Here is a 25,327-nt window from a genome sequence, read left to right as displayed (position 1 = left end):
GCATCAAGCTCAAGCTAAAAGGCCTGAGCCCGGTGCAGTACCGAACTCAGGCCTTCGCCGCTTAGCTTTTAACTGTCCAACTTCTTGGGGTCAGTTCACCAGGGGGCGCATTTTTTGTATAGGCCGATAATCCGGCCCTGGCTTCGTCGATTACTCGGGCTGGATGCCTGCGTCCTGCGCCACCGTACGGTAGTGAGGGATTTCCTTGGCGATGCGCTCGGCCATTTCCTTCCTCGTGGTCGGCAGCAATTCCACGCCGAGATCCACGAATTTGTCGTGGGTGGCCTTTTCCTTGAGGATCTTCACGACTTCGCGGTTGAGCTTGTCGGCGATGGCGTCGGGCATGCCGGCCGGGCCGGACAGTCCGAACCAGACGTTGGCGGCGAAACCAGGCAGCGTTTCGCTCACCGTGGGCAGGTCCGGCATGATTTCGGTGCGCTTTTCGCCGGAGGATGCCAGTGCCGTCAGCTTGCCCGCCTTGACGTGGGGCAGGGAAGAGGCGCCGCCTTCGAACATCATGTTCACCTGTCCGGCGATGAGGTCGGTGCTGGCGCCCGCGCTGCTCTTGTAGGGGATGTGCAGGATGTCCACGCCGGCCTGCTTCTTGAACATTTCGCTCAGCAGGTGGTGCGAACTGCCCGGGCCCAGCGAGGCGTAGGTCAGCTTTCCGGGCGAGGCCTTGGCCAGCTTGATCAGCTCGGCCACCGTCTTCACCGGCACGTCCTTGTTCACGACCAGGTAGGTGGGCGTGTCGAACAGCATCGTGATCGGGGTGAAATCATTCAGCGGGTCGTAGGGCAATTTCTTGCGCAGCACCGGGTTGAACACCATGGCGCTCTGGGTGGCGATGAGCAGCGTGTAGCCATCCGGCGCTGACTTGGCCACGCTCTCGGCCGCAATGGTCTGGCTGGCGCCGGGACGGTTCTCGACGATCACCGGCTGGCCGACGGCGGCCGAAAGCTGCTGGCCGATATAGCGGGCGAAGGTGTCGCCCAGCCCACCGGGGCCGTGGGGCGAGACGATCTTGATGGGCTTGTTCGGGAAGTTCGCGGCATCCTGGGCGTATGCGCCTTGCGAGCCGGTGATTGCCAGCGCGGCCAGGGCCAGGCCCAGCGCCGTGCGGCGGCTCGGGTGGAAGTGTCGGGATGTGCGTTGAGGCATTGCGTGTCTCCTATGGGAGCTGGCCCGGGCGTGCCGGGGGCTCCATTGTCATGGTTGGGGCGGTGGAACGGGTTCAGCGGAACAGGTAGCGGCCTTCGTCGTCGCGCGTCACCGGGCGCGAGGGCTGGGTATCCTCCAGCCAGCGCACGATTTCGCGGCCGTCGCGGCTGCCGATGGCGGACATCAGTTCTTCGAAGTACTTCGGGCCGTCTTCCAGCGCCGCCTCGAGCGACTCGAAACGGCGCCCTTCGTAGCGCGGCGCAGCCGGTACGCGGTAGTCCAGCGGGCGGACTTCGCCCGGTGCGAGCAGGGGCAGCGTCAGGTCGAAGCCGGCCTTGGCGCCCTGGCGCGCGCCCTGCAGGGAGGGATCCAGCGGCATGGCGCGCATGCCGGTCTGGACCACCAGGTCGCGATCGGCCTGGAAGCGGGTGCCCAGCGCCCAGTCCATCTGGGTGTCCGAGAAGATATCGATGTCCGGGTCGACCACGAAGACGTGCTTGACGTTGGACAGGGAACCGAATACCGCCGCAATGGCGTTGCGGGCTTCGCCCGGCACGCGCTGCTGCAGGGCGATGCGGACGTTGAACATGCCGCCGTTGGCCGGCGCCGCATAGACGCCGCGGACTTCGCGCACGGCGGTTTCGAGCGCGCGCCAGAGCGTGACTTCGGTGCGCAGCGCGTTCAACTGCGCGGTATCCGTCCAGGCCATGTTGGGGCCGCTGATGCTGGCGGTCTGGAACACCGCGTCGTGCCGGTGCGTAATGGCGGTAATGTGGAAGATGGGATTCTTCTTGACCACGCCGTAGTAGCCCAGGAACTCGCCATACGGGCCCTCGGGCTCGACGTGGCCGGCCTCGTCCAGGTAGCCCTCGAGGATGAATTCCGCGTCGGCGGGGACCATCAGATCGTTGGTCACGCACTTGACCACGGGCAGCGCCGCGCCGCGCAGGCTGGACAACAGGCCGAGCTCATCGCCCGGGATGCGCATGGTCGCGGCGATGTGGTCGATCGGGTGGGTGCCGATCGCGAAGGCGATCGGCACGCGCTGGCCCTTGCCGGACTGCTTCAGATAGATGGCGCGCAGGTCGGACGGGGCGACCAGGTCGATGCCGGCGGTGCGGCGGCCGCGCAGCATCAGGCGCCGCACGCCGACGTTGGTCCAGCCGGTATCGGGATCCTTGACGAAATCGATGCCGGCCGACAGGTAGGGGGCGCCGTCCAGGCCGTGCTGCAGGTGCACGGGCAGGGCGGTGAGGTCGCACTCGTCGCCCTGCAGCACGACTTGCTGGCAGGGGGCGTCCTGCGCGGATATCTCGACGAAGCGCGGTGCGTTGCGCAGCCGGCGCGACACTTCGTTGGGCAGGTCGGTGGTCGTGGTCTGGAAAGCGCGCGCCAGCCGTTCGCGGCTGCCGGCCACGTTGCCGCACAGCGAGGTCTGGCCGCCACCGGGGTGGTCGATCCAGACCGCCTTCGGGCTGCTTTCCAGGATGGCTGCCACGTCGCTCAGCGGGGCTTCCGCCTGGCGTTGCAGGGAGGCATCGTCGAGCGACTCCAGGAAGCGCCTGAGGCGGAAGGCGTCGAGGTCGGGGGCAGGCGTGTCTGATTGAGGGGCGGCGTGGGGTTGAGCCAAGGTCGTCTCCGGCATTGTGATTCTGGTGGGGCGGGCCGTGATCCCGATCGATGCCCGCCAATCGGGCGCCGGGGCGTCCCGCGTTGCGGCCTTATTTAAATGCACTGCGCGAGCATATGTAAGCAAAACATTTGGATCGGGTCATAGAAGAAAGTGAACAATGGCCGGAACCGCCCCTGCGACTTGATTTTGTGGACGTTCGAGTAGACAATGTCGTGTAAGCCAAGAGGCACGTCCAAAATCTGCCTTGCACCAAAACGGTGCTTCGCAGGGGCGGCCACCAAGCTTGGAAGAAGCGGTTGATGGGCTTGCACCGTGTGCACCCGCAGCCGCTTTTTTTTCGTCCATCGTTTTTTACCGGAACATTGCGAGAATCCCGCATGGGCAAATGGCTGCTGCCCGAAAGCCTGGCAGATATCCTGCCGGCCGAGGCCAGGCGCATCGAAGAATTGCGCCGCTTGTTGCTGGACCTGTACCGCACCTACGGCTATGAATTGGTCATGCCGCCGCTGGTGGAGTATCTCGATTCGCTGCTGTCGGCCAGCGGCGAGGACATGGATCTGCACACCTTCAAGCTGGTGGACCAGATGTCCGGCCGCTCTCTGGGGGTTCGCGCCGACATGACGCCGCAGGTCACGCGCATCGATGCGCACCTGCTCAATCGCGCCGGCATGACGCGGCTGTGCTATTGCGGCAACGTGCTGCACACGCGTCCGCGCGGCCTCTGGGCCACCCGCGAGCCGCTGCAGATCGGCGCCGAGCTCTACGGCCATGCCGGCCCCGAGGCCGACATCGAGGCCGTCCAGCTGGCGCTCGAAAGCGTGCGCAGGGCGGGCGTGGCCGATTGCCGCATCGACCTGAGCCACCTGGGCGTGGTGCGGGCGGTGCTGGAGGCCGATCCGCTCGCCGCCGCGCGCGCCGACGAGATTTTCGGCCTGCTGCGCGACAAGGACGTGCCCGGCCTGGCCGCGCTGTCCGCGGAGCTTGCACCCGCCACCGCGCAGGCCCTGCAGGCGCTGCCCGCGCTGTATGGCGACCTCGACGTGCTGGACCGCGCGCGCGAGGCGCTGCCGGCCCTGCCGAAGATCCGCGAGGCGCTGGATATGCTGGCCGCGCTGGCCCGCGCGCTGCCCGGCATCGAAATCGGCGTGGACCTGGCCGACGTGGGCAGCTTCCACTACCACACCGGCGTGGTGTTCGCCGTCTATTGCGGCGGCTGGCCCAATGCCGTCGTGCGCGGCGGCCGCTACGACGACATCGGCCGCGTGTTCGGTCGCGCGCGGCCGGCCACCGGTTTCAGCCTGGACCTGCGCGAGCTGGCCGGGCTGCTCGCTCCGGCCACCGCGAGCGCCGCCGTGCGCGCGCCGTGGGGCCTGGATCCCACCCTGGTCGAAGCGGTGCGCAAGCTGCGCGCCGACGGCCAGATCGTCGTACAGATCTTGCCAGGGCACGAGCACGATCAGCAGGAATTCGTCTGCGATCGCGAACTGGTGCTGCGCGATGGCATCTGGCAGGTCGAACAGCTGGCTGGCGCCGAGATGGCCGCCACGCCTCCCTCATCCACCGCAAACTGAAGCCCGTCGCGGGCGGACCTAGTAGAGAAACAGAATCAACATGGCTAACAACGTCGTGGTTATCGGCACCCAGTGGGGTGACGAAGGCAAAGGCAAGATCGTCGACTGGCTGGCGGAATCCGCGCAGGGCGTGGTGCGTTTCCAGGGCGGACACAATGCCGGCCACACCCTGTGGATCGCAGGCAAGAAGACCATCCTGCGCCTGATCCCCTCGGGCATCATGCACCCCGGCCTGACCTGCTACATCGGCAACGGCGTGGTGCTGTCGCCCGAGGCGCTGCTGCGCGAGATCGAGGAACTCGAGGCCGCCGGCGTCGAAGTGCGCGCGCGCCTGCGCGTCTCGGAAGCCTGCCCGCTGATCCTGCCCTACCACGTGGCCGTGGACCAGGCGCGCGAAGCCCGCAAGGGCGCGGGCAAGATCGGCACCACCGGCCGCGGCATCGGTCCCGCCTATGAAGACAAGGTCGCCCGCCGCGCGATCCGCGTGCAGGACCTGTACGATCCGGCCACCTTCGACGCCAAGCTCGAAGAGGCGCTCGACTATCACAACTTCGTGCTGACCCAGTACCTGGGCGCGCAAGCGGTCGACGCCGCGCAGGTGCGCGACCAGGCCATGGCGCTGGCGCCCGTGCTCCAGCCCATGGTGGCGGATGTCTCCAATGCCCTGTACCTGGCTTCGGCCGCCGGCGGCAAGCTGCTGTTCGAAGGCGCGCAGGGCGCGCTGCTCGACGTCGACCATGGCACGTATCCCTACGTCACCAGCAGCAACTGCGTGGCGGGGGCGGCCTCGGCCGGCGCCGGCGTCGGCCCGCAGAAGCTCGAATACGTGCTGGGCATCACCAAGGCCTACGCGACCCGCGTCGGCTCCGGCCCGTTCCCGACCGAACTCGACGACGAGATCGGCGCCCGCCTGGCCTCGGTCGGCAAGGAATTCGGCTCGGTCACGGGGCGCCCGCGCCGCTGCGGCTGGTTCGACGGCGCGGCGCTCAAGCGCTCGATCCGCCTGAACGGCATCTCCGGCCTGTGCATCACCAAGCTCGACGTGCTGGACGGCCTGGAAACCATCAAGCTGGGCGTGGGCTACCGCGTCAACGGCGAGTTCCGCGACGTGCTGCCCTACGGCGCGGCGGCGGTGGCCAGCAGCGAGCCCGTACTGGAAGAAATGCCCGGCTGGAGCGAGTCCACCGTGGGCGTGACCGAGTACGATAAACTGCCCGTCAACGCCCGCCGCTACCTGGAGCGGATGTCCGAGGTGTGCGGCGTGCCGATCGACCTGGTCTCGACCGGCCCGGACCGCACCGAAACCATCGTGTTGCGCCATCCGTTCAAGGCCTGACATCGTCATGCAGCAAGACACCGAGAAAGACGTCTGGTTCAGCTGGGAACGCTACCATCAACTGATCGAGCAGCTGGCGCTGCAAGTCCATCAGTCGGGATGGAAGTTCGACCAGATCCTCTGCCTGGCGCGCGGCGGCATGCGCGTGGGCGACGTGCTGTCGCGCATCTTCGACGTGCCCCTGGGCATCCTGGCCACCAGCAGCTACCGCGAGGCGGCGGGCACCGAGCAGGGCCGCCTGGACATCGCCCAGTTCATCACGATCACGCGCGGCACGCTGGAAGGCAACGTGCTCATGGTCGACGACATGGTCGATACCGGCGTGACCTTCGACAAGGTGCACCAGCACCTGCGCAGCCAGTTCGGCGCGATCAAGGAAATGCGCACGGCCGTATTGTGGTTCAAGGGGCATTCCAAGGTCGTGCCCGACTACTACGTGCAGACGCTGCCCACCAACCCCTGGATCCACCAGCCTTTCGAAGACTACGACAGCATCCGGCCGTACCAGCTCGAGGCCTGGGTCAGAAAGGGCAAAAGCGACTGAACGCAGGTTGCCGCCGACCCGCCGGGAACGGCGCGGGCAACGCAGACAGGCCGTCCGGGTAGACCGGGCGGCCTGTTTTTTTGCCGCCGGGCCGCTCCAAGGCAAAGGCGCCCCCTCGGGTGGCAGCGACGCCGCGCAGCGGCAAGCGTGGGGGCATTGTTTTTTGCGCTGCATCAAGGTTTCTTCGATGACTTTGGCCTACGATGAAAGGCTGACATCGAATGGAATGCACAAGCGGATGATCCAGGCATTCATGCGGAGTGCGCGGGCATGCGCGGGCGCGGCGGGCTCACACCCGGGGCCGCTCCCGCGCGCGGGCCGGCGGGCGGCGCAACTGGCGATGGCGGCGTTGCTGGCCGGATGCGCCTCGATGGCGCCCCCGCACCAGCGTCCGCCTTTGCCGGTGCCTGACGCCTGGGGGCAGGCGGCGCCGGAAGAGGGCGTGGCCGCCGCTGCGGTCGGATGGAACGATTATTTCGTCGATCCTCAGTTGCGCGCCCTCATCGGCCAGGCTTTGCAGAGCAACCGCGACCTGCGGCTGGCCGCCTTGCGCATCGAGGAGGCCCGCGCGGCCTATCGGATCCAGCGGGCGGGCCTGTATCCCACAGTGGGCGTGTCGGCGGACGGCTCGCGCGCCCGCGTGCCCGGCGACCTCAATCTGAGCGGGCGCACGGCCATCGCCAGCCAATACCAGGTCGGCCTGGGCGCCAGCGCATGGGAACTCGATTTCTGGGGGCGCGTGGCCAGCTTGCGCGATGCGGCGCTGGAAACCTTCCTGGCTTCGGAGGCTGCGCATCGCGCGGTGGCGCTGGGCCTGATTACCCAGGTGGCGCAGACCTACCTGGCGATCCGCGAACTCGACGAACGCATTGCGCTGGCCGGGCAGACGCTTGGCAGCCGCAGCGAATCGCTGCGGATATTCCGCCGCCGCGTGGAAGTGGGCGCGACCTCCCGGCTCGATCTCATCCAGGTGGAAGTGCTGTGGGAGCAGGCGCGTACCCTGGTCGCGCAGCTCGAACAGGAACGGGCGGCGCAGGGGCATGCGCTCGAACTGCTGCTCGGCGCCCAGCCGCAGCTCGCGCCCGCCGCTACCCGGCCGGGCGATACAGACGTGCTCAAGGAACTCAGCCCGGGGCTGCCTTCCGACCTGCTCGAGAACCGTCCCGACATCATCGCTGCCGAACACCAGCTCAAGGCCGCCTCCGCCAACATCGGCGCCGCCCGCGCCGCGTTCTTTCCGCGCGTGGCCCTGACCGGCGCGCTGGGCACCGCGAGCGCCTCGCTGGGCGGGCTGTTCGAATCGGGCAGCCTGGCCTGGAGCTTCGCGCCCAGCCTGTCGCTGCCGATTTTCGATGGCGGCGCGCGGCGCGCCAGCCTGGACCTGGCCGAAGTGCGCCGCGAACAATCGGTGGCCCAGTACGAGAAAACCATCCAATCCGCATTCCGCGACGTGCTCGATGCGCTGGCGGCGCGCCGCTGGCTGGCCGAGCAGGTGTCGGTGCTGACGCACATGCAGGCGGCCCAGACCGAGCGCGCGCGCCTGGCCAAGCTGCGCTACGACAACGGCGCGGCGGCTTTCCTCGAAGTGCTGGACGCCCAGCGCGAACAATTGACCGTCGAGCAGCAGCTGGTGCAGGCGCGGCGCGCGCTGCTGGCCGCCGGCGTCAGCCTCTACGCCGCGCTGGGCGGCGGCACGAAGGCTCCGGAGGGCGGCGCGCCCGCCGTTTCCTCCCATCCTTGAACCAAGGCGCATGATGATGAGTTTGTCGACCAAGAAGCTGATTCCCGCCGCCGCCGTGGTGGCGGCGCTTGCCGCGGCCGGCTGGTATGGCTGGCAGTCGCTGCGGGACGACGGGCCGGGAGAGGGATTCGCCAGCGGCAACGGCCGCATTGAAGCGGTCGAGATCGACGTGGCGACCAATCTTCCTGGCCGGGTGCAGGACATCCTGGTGCGCGAGGGCGATTTCATCCGCGCGGGCCAGCCGCTGGGCCATATGCAGATCCAGACCCTGGAGGCGCAGCGCGACGAGGCGAGCGCGCGGCATCGGCAGGCCGTCAACGCCGTTGCCGCCGCGCAGGCCCAGGTGACGGTGCGCCGCAGCGACGTCGCCGCGGCGCAGGCCGTGGTGGCGCAGCGCGAGAGCGAGCTGGATGCGGCGCAGCGGCGGCTGGCGCGTTCCGAAACCCTGTCGCGCGAGGGCGCTTCGTCGGCACAGGAACTGGACGACGATCGCGCCCGGGTCAGCAGCGCCCGCGCGGCCGTCGGCGCGGCAAAGGCCCAGGTGGCGGCCGCCCGGGCCGCGGTCGAAGCCGCCGAGGCGCAGGTCGTGGGGGCGCGCTCCACGGTGGAGGCGGCCCAGGCCACGATCGCCCGCATCGACGCGGACATCCACGACAGCCAGCTCGTCTCGCCGCGCGACGGCCGCGTCCAGTACCGCGTCGCGCAGCCCGGCGAGGTGCTGGGAGCGGGGGGCAAGGTCCTGAACCTGGTGGACCTGTCGGACGTCTACATGACTTTCTTCCTGCCCGAGTCGGCGGCTGGGCGCCTGGCCCTGGGCAGCGAGGCGCGCATCGTCCTGGACGCCGCGCCGCAGTTCGTCATTCCGGCCCGGATATCGTTCGTGTCCAGCACGGCGCAGTTCACGCCAAAAACGGTCGAGACCGCCAGCGAGCGGCAGAAGCTGATGTTCCGCGTGCGCGCGCAGATCGACCGCGAACTGCTCTTGAAGCACCTGCAGCTGGTCAAGACCGGCCTGCCGGGCGTGGCCTGGGTCAAGACCGACCGGCAGGCCGAATGGCCGCCGCAATTGGCTCCCAAGGTGCCTGCATGACCGAGGCGCAGGCACCTGCCGCGGTGGCGCGCCTTGCCGGCGTGAAGCTGAGCTACGGCAAGACGCTGGCGCTGGACGACATCGGCCTCGATCTGCCGGCGGGCTGCATGGTGGGGCTGATCGGCCCCGACGGCGTGGGCAAATCCAGCCTGCTGTCGCTGGTGTCGGGCGCGCGCGCGGTGCAGCAGGGGGGGGTGGAAGTGATGGGCGGGGACATGCGCGCCAAGCGCCACCGCGACGCCATCTGCCCGCGCATCGCCTACATGCCGCAGGGGCTGGGCAGGAATCTCTATGCAACGCTGTCGGTAGAAGAAAACCTGCAATTCTTCGGCCGCCTGTTCGGCCACGATGCCGCCGAGCGCCGTCGCCGCATCGACGAATTGACCGAGGCCACCGGGCTGAACGGCTTCCTGGCCAGGCCGGCCGGCAAGCTGTCGGGCGGCATGAAGCAGAAACTCGGCCTGTGCTGCGCGCTGATCCACGATCCCGACCTGCTCATCCTGGACGAGCCGACCACCGGCGTGGATCCGCTGGCGCGCGCCCAGTTCTGGGGCCTGATCGGGGCATTGCGCAAGCAGCGGCCGCACATGAGCGTGCTGGTGGCCACTGCCTACATGGACGAGGCCCAGCGCTTCGACTGGCTGGTCGCCATGGATGGCGGCAAGGTGCTCACCACCGGGACGCCGGCCGAGCTGTTCGCGCGCACGGGCACCGACAATCTGGAGGCGGCTTTCATCGCCTTGCTGCCGGAATCGCGCAAGCGCGGCCATGCACCGGTCGAGATCGCCCCGCTCGAGGATGGCGGCGAAGACGACATCGCCATCGAGGCGAGCGGCCTGACCATGCGCTTCGGCGATTTCGTCGCCGTGGACCAAGTGAGCTTCCGCATCCGGCGCGGCGAGATTTTCGGCTTTCTCGGCTCCAACGGCTGCGGCAAGTCGACCACGATGAAGATGCTCACCGGCCTGCTGCCCGCCACGGAAGGGAAAGCCTGGCTGTTCGGCCATGAAATCGATCCGCGCGACATGGCCACGCGCCATCGCGTAGGCTATATGTCGCAGGCGTTCTCGCTCTATGGCGAACTGACGGTGCGGCAGAACCTGGTGCTGCATGCGCGGCTGTTCCATGTGCCGGAAGGCGGGATCGAGGCGCGCGTGCGCGATATGGTCGCGCGCTTCGGCCTGGAGAACGAACTCGACGACTTGCCCGAGAACCTGCCGCTGGGCGTGCGGCAGAGGCTGTCGCTGGCGGTGGCGATGGTGCACCGGCCCGAGCTGCTGATCCTGGACGAACCTACCTCCGGCGTGGATCCGGTGGCGCGGGACAATTTCTGGCGCCTGTTGATCGAGCTGTCGCGGCGCGACCGGGTGACCATCTTCGTCTCCACGCACTTCATGAACGAGGCCGAGCGCTGCGATCGCATCTCGCTGATGCACGCCGGCAAGGTGCTGGTCAGCGATACGCCGGCCGCGATTGCCGCGCACCATGGCGCCCATACGCTGGAGGAGGCCTTTATCGCCTACCTGGAAGAGGCGAGCGGCTCGGAGCGCGACCGCGAGCCGGCACTCGCCGCGCCGCCCGTGCATCCCGAATCCGACGCGCCGGCCCATACCCGGTTCTTCAGCGCGCGGCGCATGCTCAGCTACCTGTGGCGCGAGATGCTGGAGCTGCGGCGCGACCCGGTGCGCGCCACGCTGGCGCTGGCCGGTTCGCTGGTGTTGATGCTGGTGATGGGCTATGGCATCAGCATGGACGTCGAAGACCTGAGCTATGCAGTGCTCGATCGCGACCAGACCACCTTGAGCCGGAACTACGCGCTGAACATCGCCGGCTCGCGCTATTTCACCGAGCAGGCGCCGCTGGCCGACTATGAGGACATGGAGCGCCGCCTGCGCAGCGGCAAGCTGTCGCTGGCCATCGAGATTCCCTCCGGTTTCGCGCGCGACGTGGCGCGCGGCGCGCAGGTGGAGATCGGTGCCTGGATAGACGGCGCGATGCCTTCGCGCGCCGAGACGGTCCAGGGCTACGTGCAAGGCATGCACCAGAGCTGGCTGCTCGAGCAGTCGCGCGCGCGCCATGGCGCGGCCGGCGGCGTGGACGTGCAGACGCGCTTTCGCTACAACCCGGACGTCAAGAGCATGCCCGCCATGGTGCCGGCGGTGATCCCGCTGCTGCTGATGATGCTGCCGGCCATGCTGACCGCGCTGTCGGTCGTGCGTGAAAAGGAACTGGGCTCCATCATCAACCTGTACGTCACCCCGGTGACGCGCAGCGAGTTCCTGCTGGGCAAGCAGATTCCCTACGTGGCGCTGGCCATGCTGAATTTCCTGTTGATGACGCTGCTGGCCGTGACGCTGTTCGGCGTCCCGCTCAAGGGCAGTTTCCTGGCGCTGTTCCTGGCGGCGCTGGTGTTCAACGTCATTTCCACCGGCTTCGGGCTGCTGGCCTCCGCTTTCACCCGGAGCCAGATCGCCGCGATGTTCTTCGCCATGCTGGCCACGCTGATCCCGGCCGTGCAGTTTTCCGGCCTGTTGACGCCTGTCTCCTCGATGGAGGGCAGCGCCCGCTTCATCGGCGAAATCTATCCGGCCACCTACATGCTCCTGATCAGCCGCGGCGTGTTCAACAAGGCGCTCGAACTGGGCGACCTGCACGGAGCGCTCTGGCCCATGCTGGTGGCGGTGCCGGTGGTGCTCGGCCTGACCGTGGCGCTGCTGAGGAAGCAGAACTGATATGGCGCACCTGGCGAACATCTACCGGCTGGGCGTCAAGGAGCTGTGGAGCCTGGCGCGGGATCCGATCATGCTGTTCCTGATCGTCTATACGTTCTCGGTGTCGGTCTACACCGCGGCGACGGCGCAGCCCGAGACCCTGCACATGGCGCCGATCGCCATCATCGACGAGGACGTCTCGCCGCTGTCCGCCCGGATCGCGTCGGCTTTCTATCCGCCGCACTTCACGACGCCCCGGATGGTCACGCCTGCCGAGGCCGACGCGGGGATGGACGACGGCCTCTACACCTTCGTCGTGAATATCCCGCCCGGCTTCCAGCGCGACGTGCTGGCCGACCGCGGCGCCGAGGTCCAGCTCAACGTCGACGCCACGCGCATGACCCAGGCCTTCGCCGGGAGCGGCTACATCCAGCAGATCGTCGCCGCCGAGGTGCGCGAGTTCCGGCAGCGCACGCGCAGCGCCCAGGCGCCGCCGGTGGACCTCGCGCTGCGCGCGCGCTTCAACCCGACCCTGGCGCAGACATGGTTCGGCGCGCTGATGCAGATCATCAACAACGTCACCATGCTGTCCATCATCCTGGCCGGCGCCGCGCTGATACGCGAGCGCGAGCACGGCACCATCGAGCACCTGCTCGTCATGCCGGTGACGCCGGGCGAGATCATGATCGCCAAGATATGGTCGATGGGGCTGGTCGTGCTCGCGGCCGTGGCGTTTTCGCTCATGGCGGTCGTGAAGGGGGCGCTGGACGTGCCGATAGAAGGCTCGATCCCCTTGTTCCTGCTGGGGGCGGCGCTGAATCTGTTCGCCACGACCTCGATGGGGATTTTCATGGCGACGGTGGCCCGCTCCATGCCGCAGTTCGGCATGCTGATGGTCCTGGTGCTGCTGCCCCTGCAGATGCTGTCGGGCGGGTCCACGCCGCGCGAAAGCATGCCGGGGATCGTGCAGGACGTCATGCTGCTGGCGCCCACCACCCATTTCGTCGAGCTGGCGCAAGGCATACTCTACCGGGGGGCCGGCCTGGCCGTGGTCTGGCCGCAATTCCTCTGGCTGGCCGTGATCGGAGGAGCGCTGTTCGCCGTATCGCTGGCGCGCTTTCGCAAGACCATCAGCCAGATGGCCTAAGGCAGGACGCGCCGCCCACGGGCACAACCACTCGCGAGGAACCGAACATGACCGAACCCGCCTTGCCGCCTGCCGCCGAAACCGGACGGCTGCTTCGCAACCGCCTGTTCGAAGACCTGCGGATCGGCGACAGCGTCGCCATCGAGCGTACGCTGACGCTCGAGGACGTCCAGTTTTTCGCCCTGCAGTTCGCCGGCATCGATCCGCGCCACATCGACGCCGAATTCGACGCCGCGGCGGACCTGCTGGACGTATTCACGCGCGGCATGTGGGGCGGTTCCCTGCTGGCCGCGCTGCTGGGGACGGAGCTGCCCGGCCTGGGCACGCAATGCCATGCTCTCGCGCATCGCTTCCATGCGCCGCTGAAGGTGGGCGACACGCTCACCGTGCGCGCCACCGTCCAGGGCCTCGATCCCGCCCGCCGCCTGGCGCGGCTCGCCTGCGTGGGCACGAACCAGGCCGGCGCCGTCGTGCTGGAGGCCGATGCCGAGGTCGTGGCGCCGGCGCGCAAGATCGAACGCGCCATGCAGAGCCTGCCCGAGGTGCGGCAGGCGAGCGGCGGGGTGCGCAAGCTGCTCGACCACGTGCGCCGGATGGCGCCGATCCGCGTCGCCGTCGTGCACCCTTGCGACGAGCTCAGCCTGAAAGCGGCGCTGGATGCGCGCGCCGCCGGTTTGATCGAGCCCATCCTGGTCGCCCCGCCCGACAAGCTGCGCGCCGTTGCCGCGCAGGCGGGACTGGACCTGGGCAATGCCGTGATCGAGGCGGTGCCGCACAGCCATGCCGCCGCGGCGCGCGCCGCGGAGCTGGCGGGCAGGGGCGAGGTCGAGGCCTTGATGAAGGGCAGCCTGCACACCGACGAGCTGATGGCTGCGGTGCTGAGCAGTGCCGCGGGGCTGCGCACCAAGCGGCGCGTCAGCCATTGTTTCCTGATGCAGGCCCCGGCTTACCCGCGGCCTTTCATCATCACCGATGCCGCCATCAACATCGCGCCCGGCCTGGACGAGAAGGCCGACATCGTGCGCAACGCGATCGACCTCGCGCACGTGATCGGCGTGGCCGAACCGCGCGTGGCCATCCTCGCGGCGGTGGAAACGGTCAATCCCCGCATGCCGGCCACGCTGGATGCGGCGGCGCTCTGCAAGATGGCCGATCGCGGCCAGATCGCGGGCGCGCTGCTGGACGGTCCGCTCGCGTTCGACAACGCGGTCTCGGCCGCCGCCGCGCGGATCAAGGGCATCGAATCCGAGGTGGCGGGGCAGGCCGACATCCTGGTCGTCCCGGACCTGGAAAGCGGCAACATGCTCGCCAAGCAGCTCGAGTACATGGGCAATGCCTCGAGCGCCGGCATCGTGCTCGGGGCCAAAGTGCCCATCGTGCTGACCAGCCGGGCCGATTCGCACGAATCGCGCATCGCCTCGTGCGCCATCGCATTGATGCTGGCCCACCACTACAGGAGCAGCCCGCCATGAATCCGGCCAACGCGCTTTCCCCGGCAACGGCCGACCGCTATCCCAGCCAGGGCGACCTGGTCCTGGTGCTCAACTGCGGTTCGTCCAGCATCAAGTTCGCGCTGTTCGACGCGGGCCAGGATCCGCTGCCGCGCCAACCGGTCTGGAACGGCAAGGTGCAGGGCATCGGCCGCGCCGGCGCCAGCTTCGGCGAAACCGGCGCCGAGCCGGTTCCGCTGGCGCTGGACGAGGCGCGGCCGTATCACTCGGCGCTGGCGCATATCCGCGAACGCGTGACGGCGCGGCTGGCCGGCCGCAGGCTGCGCGCGGTCGCGCATCGCATCGTGCATGGCGGCAGCAAGTATTTTGCGCCGGTGCCGGTCGATGCGGAGGTGCTCGCCGATTTGCGCAGCTACATTCCATTGGCGCCGCTGCACCAGCCTTTCGCGCTGGAGGCCGTCGACGTGCTGCTCGACGTGCAGCCGGATCTGCCGCAGGTCGCGTGCTTCGACACGGCCTTCCACCATACGCTGCCCAAGGTCGAGCAGATGCTGCCGCTGCCCTATGCGGCCTGGGAGCGCGGGCTGCGGCGCTATGGCTTCCACGGGCTGTCCTACGACTATCTTTCCGTGGCCTTGCCCGAGCGCCACGGCACGCTGGCGCAAGGGCGCGTGATCGCCGCCCACCTGGGCAGCGGCGCCAGCCTGTGCGGCATGCTGGAGGGGCGCAGCGTCGCCACCACCATGGGATTCTCGGCGCTGGACGGGTTGATGATGGGCACGCGCACTGGCGCGCTCGATCCCGGAGCGGTGATCTACCTGATGGAGATCGAGAAGCTGAGCCTGGAAGAGGTCGGGCGGGTGCTTTATCACGAATCGGGTTTGCTCGGCGTGTCGGGATTGTCGGCGGATCCGCCCGTGCTGCTGGAGGCAGAAGCCCGCCAGGGCGAGGCCGGAGAGCGGGCGAGGGCGGCGCTGGCGCTGTACGTGCGCCGCATCGTGCGTGAAATCGGCGCGCTGGTGGCGGTGCTGGGCGGGCTGGACCTGCTGGTGTTCACCGCCGGAGTCGGCGAGCATGGGGTGGAAATCCGCCGCCGTGTCTGCGCCGACCTCGCTTTCCTCGGCATCGCGCTGGACGATCAGGCGAACACGCGGCACGCGCCGCTGATCTCCCGGCCAGGCAGCCGTGTGGCGGTGGGCGTGGAGCCGACCAACGAAGAATGGATCGCCGCGCGGCATGCCCTGGCCCTGGTGCCAGGCGCCGCGCCGGCATGACGACGAAGCCGCGGGCAACGGTCGCCGGCCGGCGACGCGGCACGCGGCACTGACAAGGAGCGACGATGTACAAGAAACTGTTGGTTCCGCTGGATGGCAGCCCCACTTCCAGGCTGGCGCTGGCCGAGGCGGCCATGGTGGCGCGGCTGTGCGGCGCGCGCATAGAGCTGCTGCACGTGGTCAACGAGCTCGACCACGTCTCGGGCCGCGAGACGCCCGCCGTGTACATACGGGAGATCCGACCGATGTTCCTGAAGGCCGGGCAGGAGCTGCTCGACGCGGCGCGCGCCGAGCTTGCCGCCGAGGGGATAGAGGTGGAGGTCTCGCTGCAGGAGAGCAAAGGGGCGCGTGTTTCCGAAATGATCGTCGACCGCGCGGTCCAGGGCGGCGCGGACCTGATCGTGCTCGGCACGCATGGGCGCCGCGGCGTGAACCGGGTGCTGATCGGCAGCGATGCCGAGCAGGTGTCGCGCACCTCGCCGGTGCCGGTCATGCTGGTGCGGCAGGCCAGGAAGACCGGCTGAACGGGAAGGGGACCGCGATAGCCCGCACGGCACGCTGCTGCCGTTCAATTGCAAATAAAAATGATAGAAATTATCATTACTGAATAACGGCAGTGCGAGGCCCCGATATGCAAGTGGTTTCCTCCCGCGCGCAACCACCGGTGCGCGCCTGTGCCAGCCTGTCCCGGTGGCGCCGGGCCATCATGCGCGGCAATCGCGCCCATGCGCGCGGCGAACACGCCGTGGCGAAGGCCTGCTATGGCGTGGCGCTGCGCGTGGCTTCCGAGCTGTACGGCCATATTGCCGATGCCGAGGCGGGCACCGCCGCGCTGGTCGTCGCGTATCACAACCTCGCGGACACCCACGCCAGCCTGGGGGCCGTGGAGGACCGCGCCGTCTGCCTATGCGAAGCCCACCAGTTGCTGTGCCGCGCCACGACGGGCGAGAACGGGGAGCTTGGCGACGCCTGGCGGCAGGCGGCGCTGCGCCACAGCCGCCAGACTTATGCCGAATTGCTGCGCTTCCTGTCGGAGCAGCCGGACCACGCGCGGGCGAAGGCGGTGGCGGCGCTCGACCCGACGCGCGGCGCCTCGGCGGGGAGGCCCCATTGATGCCGCGCGCACGGTATCCGGGCTGGGAGTCCTGTACTTGCTGGAGTCCCTACGGAGAATCGCATGCCTTATACCCTCCCGCCTTTGCCCTATGCCTATGACGCGCTCGAGCCCAACATCGACGCCGCCACGATGGAGATCCACTACACCCGCCATCACCAGACCTACATCAACAACCTGAACGCCGCGCTGGAAGGCGCCGGCCTGCCATTTCCGCCGGTCGAGGAGCTGGTCGCCGGGATCCCGGCGCTGCCCGAAGGCGTGCGCGACGCGGTGCGCAACAACGGCGGCGGCCATGCCAACCACAGCCTGTTCTGGACCGTCATGTCGCCCCAGGGCGGCGGCGCTCCCGCCGGCAATCTCGCCGCGGCGATCGACGCCGACATCGGCGGCTTCGACGTCTTCAAGGAACGCTTCACCAAGGCGGCCCTGACGCGCTTCGGCAGCGGCTGGGCCTGGCTCAGCGTCACCCCGCAGAAAAAGCTCGTGGTGAGCAGCACCGGCAACCAGGACAGCCCGCTGATGGAAGGCAACACGCCCATCCTGGGCCTGGACGTCTGGGAACACGCCTACTACCTCAAATACCAGAACCGCCGCCCCGACTACATCGCCGCGTTCTACAACGTCATCGACTGGAACGAAGTGGCGCGCCGCTACGAGGCCGCCGTCGCATGAGCGAGACCGCCCGGCCGCCCCAGCCGGCTCGATGGATGGGCTGGGCGCTGCTCGCCGCGGCGGGCGCGTTGTGTCTGTGGGGCCTCTGGACAAGGCTGGGCGCGGGCACGCCGCACGTCGAGCAGGCCCTGACCGGCGGGCTGGTCGCCGCGGTCGCCACCGCGCTGGGCACCGTCCCGGTGCTGTTCTCGCAGACCTTGTCGCAGAAGGTCCAGGACACGATGTTCGGCTTCGGCGCCGGCGTCATGCTCGCGGCCAGCGCGTTCTCGCTGGTCGTTCCCGGCCTGGACGCGGCGCATCGGCTGGGTTTCGGGCCCTGGGGCGCAGGCCTGGTCATGGGGACGGCGATTCTGCTGGGCGGCGCCGCGCTGCTGGCGCTCGACCGGCTGCTGCCGCACGAGCACTTCATCAAGGGCAAGGAAGGCATGGAAGCGCGCACTCTGCGCCGGACCTGGCTGTTCGTCTTCGCCATCGCCCTGCACAATCTGCCGGAGGGGCTGGCCATCGGCGTCGGCTATGCCGGCACCGACGCGCTGCGCGCCAGCGCGCTGGCCACCGGCATCGCCATCCAGGACGTGCCCGAGGGGCTGGTCGTCGCCGTGGCGCTCCTGGCGGCCGGCTACCGGCGAGGATTCTCCGTCGGCCTGGGCATGGCGTCGGGGCTGATCGAGCCCGTGGGCGCCGTCCTCGGCGCCGCCATCATCGGCTGGTCCGCCCAGCTGCTGCCCTGGGGGCTGGGTTTCGCCGCGGGCGCCATGCTGTTCGTGATCAGCCACGAAATCATCCCGGAGTCGCACCGCAAGGGCCACGAGGTCTATGCCACCTGCGGGCTGATGCTGGGCTTCGTGCTGATGATGCTGCTGGACACGGCGCTGGGATAGGGGCCCGGAAATGAAAAAACCCGCTTGCGCGGGTTCGTTCTTGCGAGGCTTTGAGGAGAAGTCTCGTAAACCTTGGTGCCCAGGAGAGGACTCGAACCTCCACGCCGCTAAGCGCTAGTACCTGAAACTAGTGCGTCTACCAATTCCGCCACCTGGGCACTGCAACTGCCAACACCTTACTGCCAACCACACACCCGATTCAACATGCTTGCATGAATTGCCGGCTTTGTTGAAACTGGTGCCCAGAAGAGGACTCGAACCTCCACGCCGCTAAGCGCTAGTACCTGAAACTAGTGCGTCTACCAATTCCGCCATCTGGGCTCTGCTGCAATGCCAACCGCTGCGGTAAACTCAAGTTATTCCTTGCGTCGTTCCGTCGCGTTTATGCGCTAGCAACCGAAGCTGCGCATTATAAAGAGAACTTTCCCCTTTGACAACTCGATCCCATAATAACCAACCGAATACTCCTCCCGATTTCGATCCGGACGTGCCCAGCCGCGAGCAGATTCTTGCGCTGCTGCGGGAAGCCAACGTTCCGATCGCCCCGGGGGAACTGGCGCGCCGCCTGGGCGTCGCGGCCGGCAGCGTCGGTTTCGAGCGTCGCCTGGCCGCCATGGAGCGCGACGGCCAGGTCATGCAGAACCGCAAGGGCGCGCTGCTGCTGGCGACGAAACTCGATTTCATCGCCGGGCGAGTGCAGGGACACCGCGACGGTTTCGGTTTCCTGATCCGCGACGACGGACAGCAGGATCTCTTTCTGTCGTCAAAGGAAATGCTCAAGGTGCTGCATGGCGACCGCGTGCTGGTGCGCAGCACCGGCAGCGACTACCGCGGCAAGCCGGAAGGCAGCATCGTCGAGGTGCTCGAACGCCGCACCAACAAGCTGGTCGGACGGTTCCTGAACGAACGCGGGCTCTATATCGTCGTTCCCGAAGATCAGCGCATCAAGCACGACATCCTGGTGCCGCCGGGCGAGATCGGCGAGGCCCAGCACGGCCAGGTCGTCACGGTCGAGATCCTCGAGCAGCCTACGCGGCACACCCAGCCGCTCGGGCGGGTGGTCGAAGTCCTGGGCGAGATCGACGATCCCGGCATGGAAATCGAGATCGCCGTCCGCAAGTTCGACGTGCCGCACGAATTCTCCGCCAAGGCCTTGGCGCGCGCGGAGCGTCTGCCTTCCGAAGTGACCAGGGGCGACCTGGCCGGGCGCTACGACCTGCGCGACGTTCCGCTGATTACGATAGACGGCGAGGACGCGCGCGATTTCGACGACGCGGTCTATTGCGAACGTGTGGAACTGGGCAGCGGCGCGCGCAAGCGTCCGGGCTGGCGCCTGATCGTGGCGATCGCCGACGTGGCGCACTACGTGACGCCGGGCGATGCGCTCGACGCCGATGCGCTGGAGCGCAGCACCAGCGTCTATTTCCCGCGCAAAGTCATTCCGATGCTGCCGGAAAAGCTGTCCAACGGCCTGTGCTCGATCAATCCCGACGTGGACCGGCTGGCGCTGGTCTGCGACATGGTCGTGCCGGCCTCCGGCGCCAAGGCCGGCACGGTCCAGGCCTACCAGTTCTACAACGCCGTCATGCATTCGCATGCGCGTACCACCTATACCGAGGTGTGGGCCGCGCTGCAGCAGCCAGACGGACCGGCAGGCCGCAAGCATGCGCGCGTGCTGCCGCAGATCCAGGACCTCTACGAGCTGTTCAAGACCTTGCAGCAGGCCCGCGAAAAACGCGGCGCCATCGATTTCGATACGGTCGAGACCAAGATCGTCTGCAATGAACTGGGACGCATCCAGAGCATCGTGCCTTATGTGCGCAACGATGCGCACAAGGTGATCGAAGAATGCATGCTGGCCGCCAACACCTGCGCGGCGGACTTCATGGAGCGCAGCAAGCATCCCGGCCTGTATCGCATCCACGAGGGGCCGACCCTCGAGAAACTGCAGGCGCTGCGCGATTTCCTCAAGACGCTGGGCCTGTCCCTGGGCGGGGGCGACAAGCCCGCCGCAGCCGATTACTCCGCCTTGCTCGCGAGCGCCAAGAACCGTCCCGATGCGCCGCTGCTGCAAACCATGACGCTGCGATCCATGCAGCAGGCCATGTACAGCCCGGACAATGTCGGCCATTTCGGCCTGTCCTATCCGGCCTATACCCATTTCACCTCGCCCATCCGCCGCTACCCCGACCTGCTGACCCACCGCGTCATCAAGGCCTTGGTGCAGGGCAAGCGCTACGTGCCGAACGCGCTGGAAGAGATGCCCATGATCCCGGGCACCGCCAAGGAGCAGGAGCACGCGCTCTGGGAAAAGCTCGGCCTGCTGTGTTCGGCCAACGAGCGGCGCGCCGACGACGCCTCGCGCGACGTGGAAGCCTGGCTCAAGTGCTGGTACATGCGCGAGCACGTGGGCGACGTGTTCAGCGGCACGATTACCGGCGTCGCGTCCTTCGGCACCTTCGTGACCCTGGACGAGCTGTACGTCGAGGGCCTGGTCCACGTTTCGGAGCTGGGCGCGGAATATTTCCAGTTCAACGACAGCCTGCACGAACTGCGCGGAGAGCGCACCGGCATGCGCTATCGCCTGACCGACAAGGTGCAGGTCCAGGTCGCCCGCGTGGACCTGGAATCGCGCCGCATCGAATTCAAACTGGTCAAGGGCGTCAGCTATGAAGGCCTGCGCAAGGCCATCAAGCGCGAAGCGGCATCCGAGCGCGAGCCGGCAAAGAAAAGCGTCCAGGCTACGCCTTCGGCCGCGCTGCCACCCGAAGGAGCGGCTTTTGCCTCGGGGCGGCCCGGCGGCAAAAAAGGCCCCCACGCTACGCCTTCGGCTACGCTGCCCCCCGAGGGGGCGCCTTTTGCCTCGGGGCGGCCCAGCGGCAAAAAATCCGCCAAGGGCGTGCTGCTGAGCGACATGTCCAAAGTGCCCAAGGATAAACAGGCCGACGCCCACCCCCAGGAAAAGAAACCCGGCAGCGCCCGCACCGGCAAACGCGCCGCCGCGGCCAAGCACAGCCGCAAGCGGCACTGACGGCTGGGTGCCGCGCTGGGCGAGTACACGCGTGTGTCGCCCCGTGGTCTAATAACCTTCATTCATCGCGGCGCTGCCAAACAGCGCCGCATTTTTTTCAATTTCCTTGCGTCCAGGCTCTGCTCCCCATGGGCACAGTGGATCCGGCTCCGCCGGTCCACCAGTGCCGCCCCCTGGGGGGCGCGCGAAGCGCGTAGGGGGGGGCATGACACATCAGGTATTGGTCGGTTTTCACGCAGTGACGGCGCGCCTGCGCCACGCGTCCGGCTCGATCAAGGATATCTACGTTGAAGAGGCTCGCCGCGACCGTCGCATGCAGTCCTTCATCGAACAGGCGCAGAACGCCGGCTGCAAAGTGCATCCTGTCGGACAGCAGCGCCTGGACGGGCTGGCCAAAGGGCAGCGTCACCAGGGCGTGGTGGCGCTGGTCGAAGGCCTGGAACTGGCGATGGACGTCGACGAGGTTCTGGACGATGCCCAGGGGCCGGCTTTTCTGCTGGTGCTCGACGGCGTGACCGATCCGCACAATCTGGGCGCGTGCCTGCGTACCGCGGACGGCGCCGGCGTGCATGCGGTGGTCGCGCCGCGCGATCGCGCCGTGGGCCTCAACGCCACTGTTCAGCGCGTGGCCTGCGGGGCGGCCGATACGGTGCCCTATCTGACAGTGACGAATCTGGCGCGCACGCTTCGTGCCCTGAAGGAGCGCGGTGTGTGGGTCGTCGGTACGGACGATGAAGCAACCGAGACCATCCACCAGGTGGACGCCCGCCAACCTATCGCCTGGGTCATGGGGGCGGAAGGAGAAGGGATGCGCAGGCTGACCCGGGAGACTTGCGATCAGCTCGTCCGTATTCCCATGCAAGGCTCGGTCGAAAGCCTCAATGTCAGCGTGGCTTCGGCAGTCTGCCTGTACGAAACCGTCCGCCAGCGCAACTGAGCGGCCGAGCCCGCGCAGCCGGAGAGTGCCCTCATAGGTCTCGGCATGGCACCGGACAGTCGTCCGTTAGGCGTTCCAGCCGCGCGAAAACAGCATGGCCAGAGTGGCTGAATAACCGCCTTGGCCTACGGCGCTACGGCGCTGCTTGAAAGGCCAGGGGCTGCGGCCGCCTGGCAGGGGGCGCGGCGCCGGTTCCTGTTCCTGTTGGCCCGTTCCCGGCGTGCTGGAAGTTTCTTCCGGCGTGCCCGGGCCATGGCGGCGCGTGCCGGCTGCCGAGGCATGGGGTGCAGCAGGCTGGCTGCCGGCGACCGGTCCGGCTGCGCGCCGGAAGGAGGGCGGCGTTGCCTGCGGCGCTACGCACAGCGTGACCGTGGCCGTGTCCTGCCCTGAAGGGGCGGGTGCGATGGGCCGTATGTCGAAGCGGCTCGGCTGGCTCATGTCCACGAGCAGCCGCAATTGCGAAGCCGACGTCGTTTCCGGGGTGCTGCAGGTATGGAACAGGAACGCGGGGCAGGCCGCCAGGCGCGCCGCAAGCTGCAGGCGCCGCACCGTGCCTTCCGGCTGGGGGGCCTCGAGTCCGTTCGGCGGCAGGACGGCTACCAGCGCCGCGAACTCCCCGGACTGCAGGGCGTCCTCCATGCCAGGAAGGCCGTCCAGCGGGTGGTCGGTGCGTATGACCTTGACGCAGCTTAGCGCGACGCCTTGCTGGATCAGCGCCGGGACATAGGCAAGATGGGGCGGCACCAGCAACGCGACCATGCGTCCTGCGGCGGTCAGCCGGCGCAGCAGCGGGCCGAGCAGGCTCAGCTCGCCATGGCCTACGCGTGGAACCAGCATCTCGGTCAGTGCGCCGACAGGCCAGCCGCCTTGGGGCAGGACGTTGTCGAGTTCGGGGAATCCGGTGGAAAGGCTGGGCGTACGGGATCTCATGATGCTCTTCCGTCTGTTTCCGCAGGCCCGGGCAAAGGGCTCTCGGAGGGTGATGGGACGCCGCATGTGCGTGCCGGGGCATGCGTAGCGGCTGGCAAAGCGGATGCCGGTTCAGTGCAGTCCGGCTCGGATCAGGCCGACGGCGATGCCTTCCAGTGCGAAGTCTTCGCTGTCGCGTGAGATCTCGATAGGCTGGAAGTCCGGATTGGCCGGCAACAGGCTCAGGCCATGCTCGGTATGGCGCAACTCCTTGACGGTGACTTCGTCGCCGAGTCGCGCCACGACGATCTGGCCGTCGCGCGCCAGCGCGGCCTTCCTGACCGCGAGCAGGTCGCCGTCGAGAATGCCTGCGTCGCGCATGCTGTTGCCGCGGACCTTGAGCAGGTAATCGGGACGCTGGGCGAACAAGGCGGCGTCGACGCCTATTTCCTTGTCGATATGCTCGGTCGCCAGGATGGGACTGCCCGCCGCCACCCGGCCGACCAGCGGCAGCATGAGCTGGGCCAGGACAGGGTGGGTGAGCTGGAGCGGGGCGGCTTCCGGCGCGGGATCCTTCAGGCGGATGCCGCGCGAGGTGCCGGCGGACAGCTCGAGCACGCCCTTGCGGGCCAGCGCCTTCAGGTGTTCCTCGGCCGCGTTGGGGGAGCGGAATCCGAGCGCCTGCGCGATTTCGGCGCGGGTGGGGGGGAAACCGGTCGTGACGATGGCTTGGCGGATCAAGTCCAGGATCTGCTGCTGGCGCGCGGTGAGCTTGGCCATTCGGGGCTCCGGGAGTGGGGTTTTATCCAGTAACTGTATTTTTATACAGTATCCGGGCTTGCGCAAGATACTTGTTTCGAAATCCGTCGAGTCTGTCGCATGGCCGCGACCGGCCCGGAGGTATCATGGCGCGGTCTCATTGCCGCAGAGCTTTTCATGCCGAATCCCCGCCTGCATCTCGTCGCCACCGGCGGCACCATCGCCGGTGCCGGCACACGTCCCCAGGCCAGCATGGAATACCGGGCGGGCGTGCTCGACGCGGCGGCGCTGCACGCCTCGGTGCCCGGACTGGACGAGGTGGCGGAATTCACCCTCGAGCAGTTCGCGTCGATCGACAGCAAGGACGCCACGCCGGCGTTCTGGCAGGCGCTCGCGGCGCGCCTGCAGGAAGTGCTGGACGATCCGGCGGTCGACGGCGTGATCGTTACGCACGGCACCGACACGCTCGAGGAAACCGCCTACTACCTGCACCTCGTGCTCCAGACGACCAAGCCGGTCGTGCTGGTGGGGGCGATGCGCCCGGCCACGTCGCTGTCGGCCGACGGGCCGATGAACCTGCTCGACGCCGCCGCGGTCGCGGCCTGCCTGGGCGCTTCGGGCCGCGGCGTGATGGTGGTGATGAACCATCGGATATTCGGCGCGCGCGGCGTGGCCAAGATCAATGCCTCGCGGCCCGATGCCTTCGCCTCGCCCGATGCCGGGCCGCTGGGCCTGGTGCAGGACGGCAGGATCGTCTGGCTGGCGCGGCCCGAGCGGCTGCACACCTCGGCCACCCGCTTTACCGCCGGGACGCCGCTGCTTCCGGTGGAGATCCTGGCGGGCTATGCCGGCATTTCGGCGGACCTGATCCGCGCGGCCGGAGCCTGCGGCGCCCAGGGCCTGGTCTGGGCCGGGCCGGGCAGCGGCTCGGCGGGCGCTACCGCGCTCGCGGCGCTCGCCGAATTGCAGGCCGCCGGCGTGGTGGTCGTGTGCACTACGCGCACGGGCAGCGGATGCGCGCCGGCCGTCCACGGCATGGTGGGCGGGGGCACGCTGTCTCCATGGAAAGCGCGCGTGCTGGCGATGCTGGCGCTGGGTTCCGGCTGCCGCGAGCCGGCGGCCCTGCAGTCGCTGTTCGACACGCACTGACGGGGCGGCCCCCCCCCCAGATAGGCTCGGCGACCACGGGCGGTTGATTTTTCCGTTTTCCCGGGCGATAATCAAAAGCTTGATTTTTGGCGGGCATTTTTTGCCTAGCCAGGTTTCATCCCTTGTCCGACTCTAGACGCCCGAGCGGACTTGCGCCTACACAGGGGTTTGCTGCGCGATGCTTGCACCGCAAACCCCGGGGACCATCCATAA

The 25,327-nt window shown here is 68.0% G+C and carries 20 protein-coding genes and 2 tRNA genes; 16 read left to right on the top strand and 6 right to left on the bottom strand.

Annotation, left to right across the window (positions count from 1 at the left end; all coding sequences use genetic code 11):
• Positions 1-150: 150 nt before the first annotated feature.
• Entirely contained in the window at positions 151-1,161 is a 1,011-nt protein-coding gene (locus PIGHUM_RS09165) for a Bug family tripartite tricarboxylate transporter substrate binding protein (RefSeq protein ID WP_124079261.1), read from the bottom strand.
• Between the two features lie 73 nt (positions 1,162-1,234).
• On the bottom strand, positions 1,235-2,791 hold the full coding sequence (locus tag PIGHUM_RS09160) for a UbiD family decarboxylase (RefSeq protein WP_246013052.1): 1,557 nt from the start codon (positions 2,789-2,791) through the stop codon (positions 1,235-1,237).
• A 380-nt stretch (positions 2,792-3,171) separates the two neighbouring features.
• Here PIGHUM_RS09160 and PIGHUM_RS09155 point away from each other — a divergent pair, with 380 nt between their 5' ends.
• The 13 genes from PIGHUM_RS09155 to PIGHUM_RS09095 all read left to right on the top strand — a co-directional run bounded on the left by PIGHUM_RS09155 (position 3,172) and on the right by PIGHUM_RS09095 (position 18,329).
• Positions 3,172-4,365, top strand: coding sequence for an ATP phosphoribosyltransferase regulatory subunit (locus PIGHUM_RS09155; protein ID WP_124079259.1), 1,194 nt, complete (start codon positions 3,172-3,174; stop codon positions 4,363-4,365).
• Positions 4,366-4,405: 40 nt separating this feature from the next.
• On the top strand, positions 4,406-5,701 hold the full coding sequence (locus PIGHUM_RS09150) for an adenylosuccinate synthase (protein ID WP_124079258.1): 1,296 nt from the start codon (positions 4,406-4,408) through the stop codon (positions 5,699-5,701).
• 7 nt (positions 5,702-5,708) lie between these two features.
• Positions 5,709-6,245, top strand: coding sequence for a phosphoribosyltransferase (locus tag PIGHUM_RS09145; protein ID WP_124079257.1), 537 nt, complete (start codon positions 5,709-5,711; stop codon positions 6,243-6,245).
• A gap of 340 nt (positions 6,246-6,585) precedes the next feature.
• On the top strand, positions 6,586-7,986 hold the full coding sequence (locus PIGHUM_RS09140) for an efflux transporter outer membrane subunit (RefSeq protein WP_246013051.1): 1,401 nt from the start codon (positions 6,586-6,588) through the stop codon (positions 7,984-7,986).
• A 16-nt stretch (positions 7,987-8,002) separates the two neighbouring features.
• Positions 8,003-9,076: an HlyD family secretion protein gene (locus PIGHUM_RS09135; RefSeq protein ID WP_124079281.1), complete on the top strand. Its 1,074-nt coding sequence runs from the start codon at positions 8,003-8,005 to the stop codon at positions 9,074-9,076.
• Entirely contained in the window at positions 9,073-11,808 is a 2,736-nt protein-coding gene (gene rbbA, locus PIGHUM_RS09130) for a ribosome-associated ATPase/putative transporter RbbA (protein ID WP_124079256.1), read from the top strand. The genes PIGHUM_RS09135 and rbbA overlap by 4 nt, the downstream gene beginning before the upstream one ends.
• Position 11,809: 1 nt before the next feature.
• Positions 11,810-12,934 carry an ABC transporter permease gene (locus PIGHUM_RS09125; protein ID WP_124079255.1) on the top strand — a complete coding sequence of 375 codons (1,125 nt, stop codon included), beginning with the start codon at positions 11,810-11,812 and terminating at the stop codon, positions 12,932-12,934.
• 47 nt (positions 12,935-12,981) lie between these two features.
• Positions 12,982-14,406: a bifunctional enoyl-CoA hydratase/phosphate acetyltransferase gene (locus PIGHUM_RS09120; protein WP_124079254.1), complete on the top strand. Its 1,425-nt coding sequence runs from the start codon at positions 12,982-12,984 to the stop codon at positions 14,404-14,406.
• Complete coding sequence (locus PIGHUM_RS09115; protein ID WP_124079253.1) at positions 14,403-15,659, top strand: acetate/propionate family kinase; 1,257 nt, start codon at positions 14,403-14,405, stop codon at positions 15,657-15,659. The genes PIGHUM_RS09120 and PIGHUM_RS09115 overlap by 4 nt, the downstream gene beginning before the upstream one ends.
• A gap of 65 nt (positions 15,660-15,724) precedes the next feature.
• Positions 15,725-16,183 carry a universal stress protein gene (locus tag PIGHUM_RS09110; protein ID WP_124079252.1) on the top strand — a complete coding sequence of 153 codons (459 nt, stop codon included), beginning with the start codon at positions 15,725-15,727 and terminating at the stop codon, positions 16,181-16,183.
• A 113-nt stretch (positions 16,184-16,296) separates the two neighbouring features.
• Positions 16,297-16,773, top strand: coding sequence for a DEAD/DEAH box helicase family protein (locus PIGHUM_RS09105; protein ID WP_124079251.1), 477 nt, complete (start codon positions 16,297-16,299; stop codon positions 16,771-16,773).
• A 63-nt stretch (positions 16,774-16,836) separates the two neighbouring features.
• Entirely contained in the window at positions 16,837-17,448 is a 612-nt protein-coding gene (locus tag PIGHUM_RS09100; RefSeq protein ID WP_124079250.1) for a superoxide dismutase, read from the top strand.
• Positions 17,445-18,329, top strand: coding sequence for a ZIP family metal transporter (locus PIGHUM_RS09095; RefSeq protein WP_124079249.1), 885 nt, complete (start codon positions 17,445-17,447; stop codon positions 18,327-18,329). The genes PIGHUM_RS09100 and PIGHUM_RS09095 overlap by 4 nt, the downstream gene beginning before the upstream one ends.
• Before the next feature lie 73 nt (positions 18,330-18,402).
• On the opposite strand, the gene PIGHUM_RS09090 is transcribed toward PIGHUM_RS09095, so the two are convergent.
• Together PIGHUM_RS09090 and PIGHUM_RS09085 are read right to left on the bottom strand one after the other, a co-directional pair.
• Positions 18,403-18,487 (bottom strand) — tRNA-Leu (locus PIGHUM_RS09090).
• Between the two features lie 78 nt (positions 18,488-18,565).
• Positions 18,566-18,650, bottom strand: a tRNA-Leu gene (locus PIGHUM_RS09085).
• Positions 18,651-18,759: 109 nt separating this feature from the next.
• On the opposite strand from PIGHUM_RS09085, the gene rnr reads away from it, so the two are divergent.
• Positions 18,760-21,360 (top strand): ribonuclease R, encoded by a 2,601-nt coding sequence (gene rnr, locus PIGHUM_RS09080; RefSeq protein ID WP_124079248.1) that lies wholly within the window; start codon positions 18,760-18,762, stop codon positions 21,358-21,360.
• A 205-nt stretch (positions 21,361-21,565) separates the two neighbouring features.
• Positions 21,566-22,297 (top strand): 23S rRNA (guanosine(2251)-2'-O)-methyltransferase RlmB, encoded by a 732-nt coding sequence (rlmB, locus tag PIGHUM_RS09075; protein ID WP_124079247.1) that lies wholly within the window; start codon positions 21,566-21,568, stop codon positions 22,295-22,297.
• A gap of 66 nt (positions 22,298-22,363) precedes the next feature.
• On the opposite strand, the gene PIGHUM_RS09070 is transcribed toward rlmB, so the two are convergent.
• Positions 22,364-23,227, bottom strand: a complete 864-nt coding sequence (locus tag PIGHUM_RS09070) for a hypothetical protein (protein WP_124079246.1) — start codon at positions 23,225-23,227, stop codon at positions 22,364-22,366.
• Positions 23,228-23,338: 111 nt separating this feature from the next.
• Positions 23,339-23,986, bottom strand: a complete 648-nt coding sequence (gene lexA / locus PIGHUM_RS09065) for a transcriptional repressor LexA (protein ID WP_124079245.1) — start codon at positions 23,984-23,986, stop codon at positions 23,339-23,341.
• Between the two features lie 156 nt (positions 23,987-24,142).
• On the opposite strand from lexA, the gene PIGHUM_RS09060 reads away from it, so the two are divergent.
• A complete protein-coding gene (locus PIGHUM_RS09060) occupies positions 24,143-25,114 on the top strand; it encodes an asparaginase (protein ID WP_124079244.1) in 972 nt (323 codons plus the stop codon).
• Positions 25,115-25,327: the final 213 nt, after the last annotated feature.

Source organism: Pigmentiphaga humi (assembly GCF_900606115.1).
Lineage (GTDB): Bacteria > Pseudomonadota > Gammaproteobacteria > Burkholderiales > Burkholderiaceae_B > Pigmentiphaga > Pigmentiphaga humi.
This window is presented reverse-complemented; position numbering and strand designations above follow the sequence as displayed.